The sequence below is a fragment of the Candidatus Avoscillospira sp. LCP25S3_F1 genome (assembly GCF_052117125.1).
In the GTDB taxonomy this organism is placed as follows: Bacteria; Bacillota; Clostridia; order Oscillospirales; family Oscillospiraceae; genus Avoscillospira_A.
In genome coordinates, this window is the sequence record NZ_JBQKJT010000036.1 from 1 (window position 1) to 13,089 (window position 13,089).

16 protein-coding genes and 2 pseudogenes are annotated in these 13,089 nt (G+C 43.4%); 6 read left to right on the top strand and 12 right to left on the bottom strand.

What is annotated here, in order from left to right; all coding sequences use genetic code 11:
• On the top strand, positions 1 to 505 hold a 505-nt coding region (locus ACTQ33_RS16470; protein WP_441465587.1), incomplete at its 5' end, for an IS3 family transposase.
• Between the two features lie 77 nt (positions 506 to 582).
• Here the strand turns inward: ACTQ33_RS16470 and ACTQ33_RS16475 are convergent.
• The 5 genes and pseudogenes from ACTQ33_RS16475 to ACTQ33_RS16495 all read right to left on the bottom strand — a co-directional run.
• Positions 583 to 1,107: pseudogene (locus tag ACTQ33_RS16475) on the bottom strand (radical SAM protein); the annotation flags it as partial.
• A pseudogene (locus tag ACTQ33_RS16480) lies at positions 1,095 to 1,373 on the bottom strand (DUF5131 family protein); the annotation flags it as partial. The pseudogenes ACTQ33_RS16480 and ACTQ33_RS16475, both read right to left, overlap by 13 nt.
• The gene (locus tag ACTQ33_RS16485) at positions 1,364 to 1,834 is read right to left on the bottom strand and encodes a hypothetical protein (RefSeq protein WP_441465588.1); all 471 of its coding nucleotides are present in this window, start codon (positions 1,832 to 1,834) and stop codon (positions 1,364 to 1,366) included. The pseudogene ACTQ33_RS16480 and the gene ACTQ33_RS16485, both read right to left, overlap by 10 nt.
• A 132-nt stretch (positions 1,835 to 1,966) precedes the next feature.
• Complete coding sequence (locus ACTQ33_RS16490) at positions 1,967 to 2,383, bottom strand: GIY-YIG nuclease family protein (protein ID WP_441465589.1); 417 nt, start codon at positions 2,381 to 2,383, stop codon at positions 1,967 to 1,969.
• A gap of 51 nt (positions 2,384 to 2,434) precedes the next feature.
• Positions 2,435 to 2,644, bottom strand: a complete 210-nt coding sequence (locus ACTQ33_RS16495; RefSeq protein ID WP_441465590.1) for a hypothetical protein — start codon at positions 2,642 to 2,644, stop codon at positions 2,435 to 2,437.
• Between the two features lie 155 nt (positions 2,645 to 2,799).
• Here ACTQ33_RS16495 and ACTQ33_RS16500 point away from each other — a divergent pair, with 155 nt between their 5' ends.
• Positions 2,800 to 3,051 carry a helix-turn-helix domain-containing protein gene (locus tag ACTQ33_RS16500; protein ID WP_441465591.1) on the top strand — a complete coding sequence of 84 codons (252 nt, stop codon included), beginning with the start codon at positions 2,800 to 2,802 and terminating at the stop codon, positions 3,049 to 3,051.
• A 141-nt stretch (positions 3,052 to 3,192) separates the two neighbouring features.
• Here ACTQ33_RS16500 and ACTQ33_RS16505 read toward each other — a convergent pair whose 3' ends face one another.
• Together ACTQ33_RS16505 and ACTQ33_RS16510 are read right to left on the bottom strand one after the other, a co-directional pair.
• A complete protein-coding gene (locus tag ACTQ33_RS16505; RefSeq protein ID WP_441465592.1) occupies positions 3,193 to 3,846 on the bottom strand; it encodes an RloB domain-containing protein in 654 nt (217 codons plus the stop codon).
• Positions 3,847 to 5,247, bottom strand: a complete 1,401-nt coding sequence (locus ACTQ33_RS16510; protein WP_441465593.1) for an AAA family ATPase — start codon at positions 5,245 to 5,247, stop codon at positions 3,847 to 3,849.
• Between the two features lie 131 nt (positions 5,248 to 5,378).
• On the opposite strand from ACTQ33_RS16510, the gene ACTQ33_RS16515 reads away from it, so the two are divergent.
• Positions 5,379 to 6,092: a hypothetical protein gene (locus ACTQ33_RS16515; RefSeq protein WP_441465594.1), complete on the top strand. Its 714-nt coding sequence runs from the start codon at positions 5,379 to 5,381 to the stop codon at positions 6,090 to 6,092.
• A 20-nt stretch (positions 6,093 to 6,112) separates the two neighbouring features.
• On the opposite strand, the gene ACTQ33_RS16520 is transcribed toward ACTQ33_RS16515, so the two are convergent.
• Positions 6,113 to 6,439, bottom strand: a complete 327-nt coding sequence (locus ACTQ33_RS16520) for a hypothetical protein (RefSeq protein WP_441465595.1) — start codon at positions 6,437 to 6,439, stop codon at positions 6,113 to 6,115.
• Positions 6,440 to 6,527: 88 nt separating this feature from the next.
• Complete coding sequence (locus tag ACTQ33_RS16525; RefSeq protein WP_441465596.1) at positions 6,528 to 7,040, bottom strand: hypothetical protein; 513 nt, start codon at positions 7,038 to 7,040, stop codon at positions 6,528 to 6,530.
• Between the two features lie 120 nt (positions 7,041 to 7,160).
• Between ACTQ33_RS16525 and ACTQ33_RS16530 the strand changes: the two genes are divergently transcribed.
• Positions 7,161 to 7,400 (top strand): helix-turn-helix domain-containing protein, encoded by a 240-nt coding sequence (locus tag ACTQ33_RS16530; protein WP_008394573.1) that lies wholly within the window; start codon positions 7,161 to 7,163, stop codon positions 7,398 to 7,400.
• A gap of 176 nt (positions 7,401 to 7,576) precedes the next feature.
• Here ACTQ33_RS16530 and ACTQ33_RS16535 read toward each other — a convergent pair whose 3' ends face one another.
• Together ACTQ33_RS16535 and ACTQ33_RS16540 are read right to left on the bottom strand one after the other, a co-directional pair.
• Positions 7,577 to 7,882 (bottom strand): hypothetical protein, encoded by a 306-nt coding sequence (locus ACTQ33_RS16535; RefSeq protein ID WP_441465597.1) that lies wholly within the window; start codon positions 7,880 to 7,882, stop codon positions 7,577 to 7,579.
• A gap of 827 nt (positions 7,883 to 8,709) precedes the next feature.
• Complete coding sequence (locus ACTQ33_RS16540; RefSeq protein ID WP_441465598.1) at positions 8,710 to 8,841, bottom strand: hypothetical protein; 132 nt, start codon at positions 8,839 to 8,841, stop codon at positions 8,710 to 8,712.
• Positions 8,842 to 9,173: 332 nt separating this feature from the next.
• Here ACTQ33_RS16540 and ACTQ33_RS16545 point away from each other — a divergent pair, with 332 nt between their 5' ends.
• Positions 9,174 to 9,638, top strand: a complete 465-nt coding sequence (locus ACTQ33_RS16545; RefSeq protein ID WP_441465599.1) for a hypothetical protein — start codon at positions 9,174 to 9,176, stop codon at positions 9,636 to 9,638.
• A gap of 3 nt (positions 9,639 to 9,641) precedes the next feature.
• A complete protein-coding gene (locus tag ACTQ33_RS16550) occupies positions 9,642 to 11,162 on the top strand; it encodes an HD domain-containing protein (RefSeq protein ID WP_441465600.1) in 1,521 nt (506 codons plus the stop codon).
• A gap of 873 nt (positions 11,163 to 12,035) precedes the next feature.
• Here ACTQ33_RS16550 and ACTQ33_RS16555 read toward each other — a convergent pair.
• Positions 12,036 to 12,680: a hypothetical protein gene (locus ACTQ33_RS16555; RefSeq protein WP_441465601.1), complete on the bottom strand. Its 645-nt coding sequence runs from the start codon at positions 12,678 to 12,680 to the stop codon at positions 12,036 to 12,038.
• Positions 12,681 to 13,089 lie beyond the last annotated feature (409 nt).

A 13,089-nucleotide genomic window follows, 5' to 3' on the forward strand; every position in this document is an offset into this window, starting at 1 on the left:
TGAACGCCCAAATCAAGCCTGGGTGGGCGATATTACCTACATTCCCACCGGTGAGGGCTGGCTCTATCTTGCCATTGTAAAGGACCTGTGTACCCGTAAAATTGTAGGTTATGCCTTTTCCAGCCGTATCGATACTTCACTGACTCTGGCGGCTCTGGAAATGGCAGTGCGTCGCTGCAAGCCGTCAACAGGCCTGATCTTTCACAGTGACCGGGGCGTTCAGTATGCTGCCAATGCCTTTCGGGAACGGTTGGCCTCCTGTGGAATCCGGCAAAGTATGTCCCGTAAAGGCGATCCATATGATAACGCGGTGGCAGAAAATTTCTTCAGCTGCCTCAAGTGTGAGCTGATTCATCTGAAGCAGTACCCAACGCGGGCCAGTGCACAAGCCGATGTGTTCGCATATCTGGAGGCTTTCTATAACTCTGTCCGGCCACATTCTGCCTTGGGCTGGGTGTCTCCCGTGCAGTTTGAGAAAAACCTTCTGGCGGTTCAGGCAGCATGAACGAGCATCCACGAGAATAACCATGATTCATTCCGTTTTTTCTTCTTTTTTCGTGTCCGTTTTTCCGGGAAGGGCTCACCCGCATCATAGATCTGCTTCATGGCATCCAGTCGTCGCTTAATGCTGACGGCATCGTCCATATCATTTTTAAAGCCTTCGTCCAATGTATTGATCGACCAGGAAACCGTGACCTTTCCCAGTTCTTTCAGAAGGTCAATGTCACGGATTACTAAGTCTGACTTGGTGCAGATGAGAATTTCCGCCTCGCTGCCCCGGAGCTGCTCAAGAAGCTTTCGGGTGTTCTGAAACTGAGCCTCCTGGGGCAGATAGCCATCGGTCACAGAACCAATGACTACGCGCTGCCCTTTATACTTTTGCGGATTTTTGATTGCTGGCCAGTGTTTCACATCCAGGAATGTGCCCCATGGTTCGGTGTGCCCGGTAAATCGTTTCATAAACGAGGCGTAGCAGTATTTGCAGCCATGGGTACAGCCCACATAAGGATTGACGGAATAGCCGCCCACCGGCAGGGTGGATTTTGTCATAATATTTTTGGTTTCTACATCCTGAATCAGAATGCTGCTATCTTTCACTTCCGCCATGTTTGCTGTTCCTCCAATACTCGGTAAAAGGCCGGGGGGAATTCCTGTATCATTTGTGCCTCACCCATGATAGGAAGTAGATCTTCTTTCATGAATACAGGGATGCCAAGCACATGGGCCTGATGTGTCAGGTTCCACACCCATTCCGGTTTCGATACGGCTTTGCCCTTCCTATGTCCGGTCTCAGTCCCAATGACGATCCACTCAATTCCGGTAAGGTCCACCACGCCAACATCATCAAACATAGGTTCAAAGGTCACATGATAATCAGCCACAATGGGATACTATTTAGAAAATCGACTTCTTCAATGGCTTCGATGATTTCCGCAGGCATGGCTACGCTGGCCCCATCAATGCCGCCGATGCTGCCTGCGGCGGTGGCTACAATGCCGTTGCAGACGGCGAAAATCTGCATCATCCAGTCCAGACCATAGGAAATGCACAGCTTGGCCATGACAAAATGAATGAGGTGGCGGAGCATATACTCGGGCCGTTGGAAATCCCGGAAGCTGGAGGCGCTTCTGAAAATGGCAATGGCAAAGAACAGTACCAGCAGGCCATAACCCACGGCCTGCATCCCGCCGTTGATGGCCACAATGGTGTCCCAGACAGCGCCGCCCTTGAATGTCTGGGGCGACTGGGTCACCAGCCCCCAGAGTTCTTCCAGCCGGTCATTCCAGGTGGTAAAGGCGTTTTGCAGATTTTCTACAATCCAGTTGTTGTCCAAGTGAAATCACCTCGATTTCGTTGTGTTTTTACATAAAAAATCTGGAAACCAGAAAGCGGCTTCCAGATTTGGATGAAATATTTTATCCTTTTCGGTTTGTATTCCGGTTATGGTTTCTAATGATGTTCCGCGTCAGTGTTCTTCGTATAGATAGTGAACATCCAGGAAGAAGCCAAGCATCCCTTCAATTTGCCCGCGCGTGAGCATATCTTCTACCGGAAGATATTGCACATAACATTCTTCTCTTAAATACTGTTTTGCGGATGGCAAATCTACAATTTGTTCTTCGCCAGGGTCATCAATAAGATATTTTTTTAATCTGGCATTGGATGTAGGCCCCATAAGATGGTTATTGTATAATCGTTGCCGTAAATTCTTTGTCCTGCCGACATACAGGCATACACCTGTGTTTTGGTTAAAAATGGCGTAGACACCCGGAACCTCCGGGATGGAGGACGGCTTCATCTCACAAAAGAACACCTTTGGTGTGCTTAACAATTGCTTGCAAATGCTGATTGCTGCATTGCACTTCTCCTGGAATGTATTCATTGGACAAACTCCTTATATTTAACCTGTAAACAGGGATTTGCATGACATATCTTAGGCCAATACGACGGTATAGGTAATTTGAGGGTACAGATGAGCTAACTCACGCAGAACAGCAAGGGCCATGCCATCAAAAGCACCTTGATTGCCGACATAAAAGGTATCTACTCCATGACATTCAATCAAATCCCGCAGCACAGACCGAAGTTCCACTTCCAGCGTGGCCGGACACTGACGGTGACCAAAAAATGTGCAGATTGACATAAGACTACCTCCAATCAATTACCCTTATACGGGTAATATAAATTGTAAGGTATAAATATTTCTTGAGTCAACCCGTATACGGGTAATTCATACAATTTTCGTTGCTATCATCATAGTAACCCGAAAAAGGGTAATGATAGGGACGAGGTGAACCCATGGAGTATTACGAACTGTATGCCCAACGAATTCGCAGGCTTTGCAAAGAGCGTGGGATTGCTGTTAATAAATTGGCGACGATGAGTAACGTAAAGCAATCAACTTTGGATAACATTGTCCGAGGGGTGACCAAAAATCCAAGGATTAAAACCTTACACAAGGTGGCATTGGCATTTAATATGACCGTAGCGGAGTTCCTGGACTTTGAGCAGCTGAATCAATACTCTTTTGATGAGAACGATGATGACTGAGACTTGATGCATTTGAATCGTTATATGCTGGTTCTGTGCTGCCCGTTGTGGGCGGCACAAACTTTTAGGGTGTAATACCCGGTTTTGAGTGAGAAAGAAAACGTGCCGTGAAACTTCTTTCACGACACGTTGTTCAATGTGTTATTTTAATGCAGTTAAAAAATCGATGGCTTCGTATACAGTGGAAAATGTCAGGCATTTTTGGCAAAGCCAGCGATTGCGTTCATCAGTGTCTTCCAGCCCAGGCAACCCGTCCTGCAGCAAATTGGAAACGGTCTTTTTGGCATTCCTGACTGCGGTTGGATAGTTCTGCGCAATCTTGAAGGTGGCGTTCAGATTGCCTTTTTCATAATCCGGCACCTTGGTGAGCAATTTGGCCATAATGCGCCTTTTTTCCTCAACAGTCTGTACGGACGGTACAAACATTTCATAGTGCAGCATCAACCAATATTCAATGCAGCCTGTGGTCATCAGCAGCCGAACTTTGATATTGGGCTTTTTACGCAGAGAACGAAGCCGCTTGACGATTTTCATGCGGTTTTCCCATTCGGCAATATCCTTGGTCTCTACATCAAAGAAAAACCAGATTTCATCGGTGACCTCTGCATAATCCCGGTAGCGCTTATCCTTTTTGAATTTGCTGTCTGCTTCCTCAAAAAGGCCGGTGGAACCGGGGCGCTTGATGGCGGCAACATCCTGAAATTCCTTCCGTAAAAAATCAGTATACGCCTGCTCACTTTCGCCTTCACAGAATACAACAATATAGGGCTTCTCGGACTTTAACCGACGAGGCATTTACTCCACCTCCTCGATCTCAATATCCGGGGTTGCACCATACTTTCCCACAAGATAGCCTTTGCGGATGTTGTCGGTTGTCCGTGTGGAAAACTCACTGATGCTGTACAATTCTGATACGCCATCGTGATTGGACTTATCCACAAAATACAACTGATCTTTCCGAAGTAATTCCAGATTCATAAGATCGGTATTGTGGGTCGTAAAGATAATCTGTGCGCCATTGGGATTGGAAGCTCTGCTCTGGAATTTTGCAAGGATGAAGTTTACGAGCATAGGATGCAGCTCCCGTTCCAATTCATCCACCAGCAAAATACCGCCCGTGTGCAAAGCGGATTCGATGGCCGGAGCCAGTGTCATCAGCTTTCTGGTACCGTCAGATTCCTCGTCGAGCTCCAGCATATAGCTTGCCGCTTGACCATCCAGATTGACACCAGGATGTTTGGCTTTGGCAGAGACTTCTCCCATTTTCAGCCTTACATCTCCACTGATTGTTGTTTCTCTCAGATCGTGCATAAACTGCACCAGGGCGGTTCGTAAATTGTCTGGCAGCGTGTCCGGCAGGGAAGTATCATCTACAAGTTCCTTGCTGTCAAACTCGAAATGCATATCCTGAATGCCCAGATCTGCTGCTTTGGCATAGTCGGAGATGGCCTTCAGCATATTGTTATCTTCAGAGTAGGCCAGCAGCTGCCGCGGGATATCGGGATAATCCCTTGAAAAAAAAATATGGTCTCTGAACCAGCGCATAGCAGAGACGCAGGCTCCATCATTCATGGTGCAGGCTACAGAAAAGAACAGCTGATTTTCCGCAACCATTTCTCCAATCATGCTTCGCTTTGTTTTCTCTTCCGTAAATGTGAACTGTTGCTGGACTCTGGAGAAAATCAAGGCTTTTTGACCCTTTGGCGCGTGATAGAGATATTCTGCAATCACATGGTCTCTTGTGGCGGAAAAGCCGTACCAATATTTGATGCCGTTGACAGTATACACAAAATGAAATTCCGTTGGGTCCTCCATGGAATAGTCATTGAGCGCAAAGGGGTTGACCGGAATGGCGGCACGCTCATGCTGGGTTCTCTGTGCATTGCGGATAAATTGTACCGCCAGCCAAAAGGCACGAATCACATTGCTTTTGCCGCCGCCGTTTTTTCCGAAGATGGCGGCAGCGGGAAGCAACTTTGTGGTGGAAGACAGCGGAATCAGGCTTTTCTTAAAGGAACTCAGTCCGGTTGCCTCCATGGAAAGCGTTGCCTCATCTCGAAATGACCGATAGTTTTGAAAGCGAAACTCAATTAGCATGGAAATCACCCCTTCAATATACTGTTTTAGTATAACGCAAACAAATTTGAAATACAACGAATAAAATGAAATATTTTGATTTTTTACAATCAATTTCAAATTATATTACGCCTACAGTGGGCGGTAGTGCGAAAAGAGGGACACTGCCATTTTATAGGGAATTTACAACCTCCTATTCATGGATTAAAATTGAGTAGCCACGGTATACAAATCAGAGCGAGGGGATATTCATGGACTTCAATCAACTGATACCGGAACTCACGGTTTTTGATATTGAGGAGACTAAAAAATTCTACCAGCAGTTGGGCTTTGCGATAGAATACGAACGAGTGGAAGAAAAATTTGCATTTATGTCATATCAAGGCAGCCAATTTATGTTTGAGCAATTCAGACAGGACGGATGGAACGTTGGGGAACTAAGGTATCCTCTGGGGCAAGGTATCAACTTCTCTAACCTGATGTATTTTTTCAAGATAACCTTGCAGTGTTGCATCAACTACACTGGCGCAAATCTCTTGTATCTGCTCCACAAAGGGGGCTGCACTGTAGGATGGTGGGCCATAGCGGTTGCTGAGATGTTCCAGCACAGCCGCTTCATGGACAGGGGACATGAGCCAGAAGCCAGGAATCGCAATCTGCTCTGCTCCGGAAGCAGGGTGCGTATCCGAGATATCGAAAACATATCTGACTTTGGGTGTGGGGCTGTGATTGTCAATCAGGGCAATACCATTGGCTCCGCGATTGATCCACCGCCCCATGCGTCGATTCCAGATATCCATGGATGCGCAGGCTGTGGCGTCTGGCCGCTGCGCATGAATCAGCAGTTGATCCCGAAAGGGATATTTATAAATCCTGGAGGCAGTTTTCAAAAACTGCTGCCAGCTGCCGTGCACAGAGGACAGTTCAACGGCCTTTTGACGGCCAAATTCTGCAACCAACTGTAATTTACTTGCCATACAACCTCCTATCGCTCCAGTTTGTGGCGGTGTTTCTGCTTGGGTTGTTTCTGATGGGGAGTCTGCTCCGGCTGACAGGTATAGCCGTTGCGCCGGACCATTTCGGCAAACTCCATGATGTGATATGCCCGGCTGCCGATATAAGCGTGGGTGTCGTCGATGTAGTGACAGGCCAGCGTTTGCTGTGTGCCGTCTGTACGGGTCAGTGTGACAGCGCCATGATCCGGCACATGGAACAGGGTTTTGTAGCTGGTGTCGATAAAGCGGATATTTCGCCCACCGTTTTCATTGGGAAAGGCACAAACGCCTGCAATATTGACCGGTTCCCGGCTCATCGTTCCTGCCCTCCTTTGTTCTTTTTCGGCTGGTTCCGTGCCTGCTCCCGTGCCTGAATTTTTCCTTTGGCCCAGTCAGGCAGCTTGTTCAGATCAGCCAATCCCAGAATATCACTGCGATCCCAGCGGCTGACTTCACCGGAGTACAGCTCTTCCACAAAGACGGCCTGCCCACGGGATTTCGGCGCACAGCCAAAGCCGTCAATGGCGTATCCCAGCTGACAATCCGCCGTCCGGTATTCCGGGGCCAGGCTGGAAGGGGACAGGATACCACATCGCTGGCTTCTACCATCCAGCGGTTTCTATGAGAAATCGCAAAACGGCGTGGCACAGTTTCCAGCGGTGGATACACAGTGCTGTCATAGCCGGAAGTGTTCCTCCCGGTGTTGAGATAAGCCAAGACAAGAACCAACTCAATCTGTGGATACTTTTTCTTTTGTTCCCGCAAAATGGATGCTGCTAAACTATCAAACTCTCCATATCCTCCGAGAAAAAAAGTTGTTGCTCCTTGCTCAATTAGACTTTGTGTTACTGAGCGAAGCCAACTCGCAATCTTATCTTCTTTTGTGATTTGCGAATGGCCACAAAATGTTACATTCATACGATGGCACCCCTATTACCATCATACCGCAAATATTTTCATTAGTACAGGTACAGGGACTAATTTTAACAGAACTGCCCATATACTAAATATAGTACAGTTACAGGGGCGGCGTATTGAATGAAACTAAACGAGGCGGTGAGCAAACGCCTTTTGGAACTACTGGATGAAAGAAATATGACACAGTATCAACTGTATATGAAAAGCGGTGTTCCCAAGTCTACGATTGGAAATGTCATCAACTGCTCGTATGATTCGGTTAAGCTGCGGATCATTCACGAAATGTGTCAAGGAATGGGGATTGGGATAGATACCTTTTTTGCATCGCCGCTTTTTCAAGAAGATAATCTGGAACCATAAGACCTCCGACGAAGTTCGTCGGAGGTCTTATTATCTGAATTTTGGCAGTTACTTCCTCGCAGGTTTTTTCTCTTGGTTTCGTCATGTGGGCGCTCCTTTCTGCTTATGGGTAAAGAAAAGGGCAGCCGTTTACTGTGAGCAAATAGATGATCCTATCTAAAATGTCATATTGCAGTTTATTCAATTCTTTGCGTACCTAATTGTAACTGTTCAACCTTTATTTTTGCCGTATCACTATCCTTTTGAAAATTCTCTATTTCTGAACTCTGAATAGATAAAATGATTTCATCACCCACCTGCAAATCATCAAAGGATATGTCTTTTAATTCATGCGTTTCATAATTGCAGAAAATCATTGGAATTTCCGAACAGTCAATAAGACACTCTTGTCCCAAAAATCCTTTTTGATCGCTGTCTTTTACAGTTATGGTTTTAGTTGTGTCATCAATTTCAATGATTACCGCATCTACTCCTAAATGCAAAACATTATCTTTTGAAGAACTACACGATGCCATTGTGACGAAACAAATAAGCAAGCACAACATTGCGGCAATTTTTTTCAGTTTATCAGTCTCCTTTCTGTCCTATAAACGACGGCTGTTGCCAGCCGCCGCCTACATGGAGGGAATGAATTGTAAATTCGCTAGTCAATCTGCAAGCCCATTATAGGGTTCATTGACTATGGCACTTCCTTCGCTGCCGTTCACCACGGGAGAAGCTGTAACATTGGATATTGTCCAAGATCCAATAGGGTAAGGCAATGCACTCTCTGTGGGAGCAGTGGCCCCATCTAATGCGCTATCTAAAGGATGGGAAACTGGAGCGAGCAACAACGGTGCTGAGCGCAGCATCTAGCCCTTTGTCATGGCTGCGAGAACTGGCTCTTTGCCAACTTTCCAGTTGGCGCCCTGTCCAGCACTATAATCTACAGTCTAATCGAAATTGCAAAGGAATAGCTTGATTCCCTACTGCTATTTGATTGAATGGACTTATGAGTAACGTACTTGGTATGAGCTAGACGCATGAAGCTTGGGCAGAATCTTTTCTTTCTGTAAACACGCCGCAGAAATGCAGAATTTCCAAAGTATGGTGGAAATAAGGGCCACCATCACAATGCTTGTGTGATGGTGGCTGCTTTATGCCGGGAGATTTGACGGTTAATTTCTAAAGCCTGTATTTATTTTTGTCAAATACCTAGAAGTCCTGTATTTAACAAATAGTATTTCACGGACGGGTTCTTTTACACAGATCTGTACACATTTTTTTATGCGGCAGGAATTCTTCTGCTCCATTGGGCTATAATTCTGTATCAAACAACTAATTGTAAACTACGCAAGGCCACTTGTCGATCAGTCACTTTCTTCACTGCTGGTTCTTCCTTTGAGGTAATCACGTGTAATCTTAATGTTTTCTTTGCACTTAGTTTCTGCTTGCTTGGCATAATAAAGCCCCCTCTGAGAGAAAAGAGTCACATTACTGCCTCTTATAATAGAAGAGGGCATATCATTATTTCAGAGCTGGGACATCAATACATTGTTAGGTTTGATGCTTACAATCCCACAACTATGATAGTACTTCCAATTATTCTATGGACAATTTTGGTTTTGTATTTATTGTTGTAATATCTACATATAAAAGATTAAAAAATACTTGTAAATCATTGGGCAATTTGATATAATGGTTAAACTAATTCATAGGGGCCATAAAATTGCTGCTATGAATTGTGCTATCACCCCATCAACAGGTTAGAATAATGGAGTAAGGGGTTTTCTTATGAATTATTTATTGAAAGCTATCTATGGAAAAGTATACGACGAAGATTTCGCCTATGGTAATTTTGATGACAGAAAAAAACTACAAAAGGCAGTCTATCTCTTGGAAAATATGGGAGTAGATATAGGCGATTATAGTTTTGTCTGGGATTCGTATGGACCTTACTCTCTTGGACTAGATTGTGAAGCTAGCCAACTTGATGATAGATGCACACAAGAATTTACTTTTAGTAAGTTTGCAGAGGAATGTTTCGGTAGATTAAGAGATATTCTTGAACAAAATGGAAAGTATAGTTGTGTTGCTTGGATGGAGTGTATTGCTTCTTTGCATTATTTGAAAAATGTCTTTCGCTTTGGAAAAGATGATGTTGTTAAAGAGTTAATGAAAAGGAAACCACATTTATTAGATGAAGAAGCTAATTATAGAGCATTAGAAATTGTTAACACAATTAGGGTGGGCGTATAGTATATGGAGTTTACGAAAGAAAAGAGAGATAAGCTTCAAAATAAATATAAAATTGAGTTTGTGGACAGGATTCTTGATCCTGTCCATGGCTTTATTGATCTAACTCAAGTTGAGCAAAAGATAATTGAATTGCCCATTTTTAAGCGAATGCAAAGCCTAAAGCAACTAAGCCTAACAAATTGGGTTTTTCCAGGAGCCGAGCATACTAGATATATGCACTCGCTTGGAGTAATGCATATTGTTGATTTAATGGCATCTAATCTAAAGGATGAGAACTATCGTGCTGTCTTTACAGATGGGCAAAGACAGATACTGAGATTGGCAGGGCTTCTACATGATATAGGCCACTATCCCTTGTCTCATGTTACTGAATATGTCTATCTGCACAACTTGTTTGAAAATGACGATAAACTTTTAGATCATAACGAAAGAGTAAAAAAGGAGATAGATAAATTAAATAGCGATCAGAGCCAGCCTATAGATTATATGAAAAGTCGGTATTCTAAGCCAATGCATCATGAGACAATAGGCACACTTGTGATTGAAAATGACCCGGATATAAAGAGAATTATTGAAGAATGTTGTCCCTTTATTGATATACATGATATTCAGGATATAATTGTCGGATGTGTAGATAGGAATCCTGCAATTTCAGCAATGGTTCAATTAATACACTCTGAATTGGATGCCGATGGCATTGATTATGTCATGCGCGATGCAACATTTTCAGGAACAAGCTATGGCGGATTTGAATTAGGGTTATTATTACGAAATCTAGTAGTTAAACAATATAATGGAATAGATATAGTAGGCATTCGGCCCAAAGGTATTTCTGTTGTAGATCAATATTTAATAAGCAAATATTTTGCATATACGCAAGTAATTTTTAACCGACATGTAGCCATTTTTGATAAAATGGCAGAAATGTTGTCGGCGGAACTGATAAAATTGGACAAGTCTACATATCCGACCTCCAATACGCTTGTTCGCCATATAGAAAGGCATACTCAAAACGACGAATATCTAAGATTTACCGATCGAGCATTTTGGACTCAGATTGATACATTTGATGAAAGTGATCTCCAGGGATATGTAGCCGATTATATTGTTGCAGCACACAAAAGACTTTCTCACTATCAAGAATTTGAAACAGTGCCAGATGGGGAGGTAATTTATACATCAAATAATAAAAAAAAGGCGTATGAAGTATTATCTTCATCCGGTGTCTATTCTCGTCTCACAAGCGAAAACGAAGACAGACTAATGTTATTTCATTGTCGAGGCTTTACTACTGAAGTAACTGAAAATGAATATCGAGCAATGTTATCTATGGCATCAAAAGAAAAAGGTACAGAAGTTTCAGAAGACCGATTTATAAAAGAGAATGTTGCGCGACTTCAAGAAGGCATTCCAATCATAGATAAAGAAAATCCATTAAGACTATTGGTCGATGATCCAAGATCGGTAATGAATCATTTGCATGGTACATGCACATATATACTAAGAGAATACAATGTTTGTTAAAATTAGTAGATTTTAGTCTCCTAAGAAAATTTGCGGAAAAGTGATGGCGGCATTCTCTCTATCAAAATAGGTGCCAAGAGTGTTACAATTTTGTACGCTGGTTTGCTCCTGCTAAGATGAATGAGGCCAGTTGACACATTCTCATGGGACTATTTAAGAACATATTCATGTATTTTGTATTTTTATAACTGAGCATAGGCCATGGGAGGCGACGAGTGTAGACGAAAATTTTTGATTTTAACTACATTTAGAACGAGGCGTCATGGAGAAAACATTACGGTAGAAATGGATCGTACATCCAAATTCTGTGTAAACTCCATTTGGGGTGTAGATAGAGCAAAATTTACTTAGGGCGGTAGTCGGGAAATCCGGCTACCGCCTTGTCAATAAGTGGGGGCAGCTAAACGAGGAAGACCTAACAAAGTCAAGTAATAGTTTGACCGATTTGGTAGTGTCAACAGTTTTGCGCCGATTTCTTAGTTCATAGAAATGGAAAAACCAGACTGGTGGTGGAAGCGACGCACATCGCCAATCCTTGCCATGAGCTATGGGACAAGTGTAGGACCAACACCACACATCTCACATAGTTTTGCCGGTGACGCCTTCTATTTCGATGCAAAACTGGCAGTCCTCCGCTGTTGGGGTCAGAGGCAGGTTGTTCCGCTTCTGGACGGTGTACATATTGGCTGTAAACATTTCACGGTCGATGTAGGGGGGCGTGTCCTATTTCAAGGAGAAAGAAAATCTGTCGCTAATCCCCCACAATAGAAAGTGATTTTTGTTTTCTCCTGGACGGTAAACAAATTCACCACGGCGTTAACTTTCAGGGTTTGGAGATCCTAAGATTTTAATTTCATTTTACTTAAGTTCTCCTCAGTCTGAATCTGCGCCTGAGCCCTTACCAACTAGAGGGTTTGTATATTTCTCGGCTTCTACATAAATTTCTATCAATTCTTCTTCTCTAATAAAACCCCTACTAAATTTTACGAGCCCTTGCTCTAATTGCGTTGCACCCATATAAAAACCGTCCGCACGTACCTTAGATTTAATTTTTGAATTTATAGCTGGGAATAGTGCAGAGATAACGGCATAGACTGTTAACAAAATTGTGCTACTATTAGGTGCGTTGTTAATAATCACATCCGCTGAAAAGTAAATGGTGGCTACGGATGTATATAGCGGGACTAATAATAAAAAATATTGAATAATTGTCCATAAAGAGAAGGAAGAGTACCAAATTAGATATCTACTAACAATAATAGGAGAACAATTACCAAAGTTCTCTGCTACAATTATCTTTCTTTGCCGTTGCATTAACATATAATAGATGGATAGAGCTAACACAATTAAACCCAGAATCACGATAGTAGAAATAGTTACAACATGTTCCATAAATCTTTCCCCCACTTTCAATTCAGTTCCATGGCCCCGCAGAATATAGTAAGCACTTGCCATGGCGGTCTCATAGTTAAAACTGTCCCGATCAATAATAATTTCTTCAGGGTCGTATTCCGTCATCTCGGTATGGCCCGTTTTCGTCAACTCGTGTAAAACGGGCCAATGACTTACGAGGATTATCTGCGGGCCATGAAGCATACAAAGCCTTTAGGCCCTCATTTGCTTTTAAACAATCATCGTTATACAAAGTACACAGACACTGAAATTCTTCCTTTACCTAATCGACACCCTCTTTTGTTGCCTGAGGGACAATGACCATTTTGTAGATAGTCGCAGCACTTTTAAAATAAACCAGTATATATTCGAGGCCAACCGAAAAGTATTTTGTATTATTTTTATGGTTCTTGTTATAGACAAGTGGGGTCAATCCCAAATTCCGTGTAAACACCATTTAAGGTGCGAATAGAGCAAAATTTATTCAGGGCGGTAGCCGGGGAAATCCGGCTGCCGCCGTTTCGCCTTTTCAACA

What these genes read in the sequence shown, in the direction of transcription:
- ACTQ33_RS16490 (WP_441465589.1), bottom strand. Translation starts at nt 2,383, where the DNA reads ATGAATACATTCCAGGAGAAGTGCAATGCAGCAATCAGCATTTGCAAG.
- ACTQ33_RS16495 (WP_441465590.1), bottom strand. Translation starts at nt 2,644, where the DNA reads ATGTCAATCTGCACATTTTTTGGTCACCGTCAGTGTCCGGCCACGCTG.
- ACTQ33_RS16500 (WP_441465591.1), top strand. Translation starts at nt 2,800, where the DNA reads ATGGAGTATTACGAACTGTATGCCCAACGAATTCGCAGGCTTTGCAAA.
- ACTQ33_RS16505 (WP_441465592.1), bottom strand. Translation starts at nt 3,846, where the DNA reads ATGCCTCGTCGGTTAAAGTCCGAGAAGCCCTATATTGTTGTATTCTGT.
- ACTQ33_RS16515 (WP_441465594.1), top strand. Translation starts at nt 5,379, where the DNA reads ATGGACTTCAATCAACTGATACCGGAACTCACGGTTTTTGATATTGAG.
- ACTQ33_RS16520 (WP_441465595.1), bottom strand. Translation starts at nt 6,439, where the DNA reads ATGAGCCGGGAACCGGTCAATATTGCAGGCGTTTGTGCCTTTCCCAAT.
- ACTQ33_RS16525 (WP_441465596.1), bottom strand. Translation starts at nt 7,040, where the DNA reads ATGAATGTAACATTTTGTGGCCATTCGCAAATCACAAAAGAAGATAAG.
- ACTQ33_RS16530 (WP_008394573.1), top strand. Translation starts at nt 7,161, where the DNA reads ATGAAACTAAACGAGGCGGTGAGCAAACGCCTTTTGGAACTACTGGAT.
- ACTQ33_RS16540 (WP_441465598.1), bottom strand. Translation starts at nt 8,841, where the DNA reads ATGCCAAGCAAGCAGAAACTAAGTGCAAAGAAAACATTAAGATTACAC.
- ACTQ33_RS16545 (WP_441465599.1), top strand. Translation starts at nt 9,174, where the DNA reads ATGAATTATTTATTGAAAGCTATCTATGGAAAAGTATACGACGAAGAT.
- ACTQ33_RS16550 (WP_441465600.1), top strand. Translation starts at nt 9,642, where the DNA reads ATGGAGTTTACGAAAGAAAAGAGAGATAAGCTTCAAAATAAATATAAA.
- ACTQ33_RS16555 (WP_441465601.1), bottom strand. Translation starts at nt 12,680, where the DNA reads ATGACGGAATACGACCCTGAAGAAATTATTATTGATCGGGACAGTTTT.